We start from the raw sequence: 1,250 nt of genomic DNA on the forward strand, positions 1-1,250 counted from the left end.
GGGACTTCCTTCGAAAAAGTGGACACCTGTTGGTCAAGGGCAGGTGCGCTCGAATTCTGCTGGTGTTCGATAACCCAGTGCCGAGTGTAGGCGCTGGTTGTTGTAAAAAGCTACGTAGCTGCGGATAGCCGCCAGTAGGGATCCGTCGGTTTCAAATGTGCGTTGGTGGTAGAAATCGGACTTCATCGATTTATTCCATGATTCCATATGTGCGTTGTCGGTCATACGACGAGGGCGATTGGCTGATTGCTGAAGTCCGGCTTGCTGCAGCTGTTGCCTGAATTCACTACCCAGGAACTCGATGCCGCGGTCGCTGTGGAAGATAGCTCCCGGGATGGGTCTGCGGGTGCGCAGGGCGGAAGCCAATGCGCGCTTGGTCAGTGCCAGAGTTCGGTCCTTTCCAAGCGACCAGCCGAGCAAGCGCCTGGAGCAGCGGTCCATCACTGTGGCCAGGTAGCGCCATTGGCCAGCGACCTTCAGATAGGTGACATCTCCAACCCAAACTTGGCCTGGCTTTGTGTTGTCCACCAGATGGGCGTGACTTCCTATGCTTGCAAGGAATCGCTTGAGTCCCGGCCGATGCTTGTACAAGCTGGCCGAACGCCCGGATATGCCTTCCAGGCGCATCAATCGCTCAACACGACGACGCCCGACTGTTTCGCCGGTTCGTTTCAGCGCGGCGTGCACACGTGGGCTGCCGTAGGTGTATCGGCTTGCCACATGGACGCCGTAGATGCGCTTGATAAGGGCTTCATCCTTGATCGCGCGCATGCTTGGCGGCCGACGTAGCCAAGCATAGAAGCCGGCCGCACTAACGCTGAACAGCTGGCACATTGCTCTCACCGGGCAGGCTTCTTGATGATGGGCGATGAAGGCGAAGACATCGCTTTTTGTTTGGAAGTGAACGCGATGGCTTTTTTTAAAATGTCATGTTCAAGCTGCAGGCGTTCATACCTGCGCTTCACTTCGCGCAGCTCCTTGAGCTCTGCACTGATGGCTTGGTCCAACTCGATACCCTTGGTCACGATATGTCCTTCGCGGGCAAGCTTGCGCCAACGAGACAACATGAAAGGGTGGATGTAAAGCGATTCGGCAACATCGGCCACCGAAACGCCCGGGAGCTCGCTCAAGCGTACGGCGGTAGCCTTGAAATGATCGGTATAGCGGTAGGTGCTTCTGGGGCCAGGGCGGGGCATTGGGATACTCCTGATCGTTAGGTCAGGGTGTCCACTAAAGCGAAGGAGCTACCG

The 1,250-nt window shown here is 56.8% G+C and carries 2 protein-coding genes; both read right to left on the minus strand.

Annotation, left to right across the window (positions count from 1 at the left end):
• Positions 1 to 33 precede the first annotated feature (33 nt).
• Complete coding sequence (locus AC1VWL_RS19290; RefSeq protein ID WP_482987755.1) at positions 34 to 870, minus strand: IS3 family transposase; 837 nt, start codon at positions 868 to 870, stop codon at positions 34 to 36.
• Positions 840 to 1,196 (minus strand): transposase, encoded by a 357-nt coding sequence (locus AC1VWL_RS19295; protein ID WP_482987754.1) that lies wholly within the window; start codon positions 1,194 to 1,196, stop codon positions 840 to 842. The genes AC1VWL_RS19290 and AC1VWL_RS19295 overlap by 31 nt, the downstream gene beginning before the upstream one ends.
• Positions 1,197 to 1,250 lie beyond the last annotated feature (54 nt).

The organism is Stenotrophomonas sp. STEN063 (genome assembly GCF_056854515.1).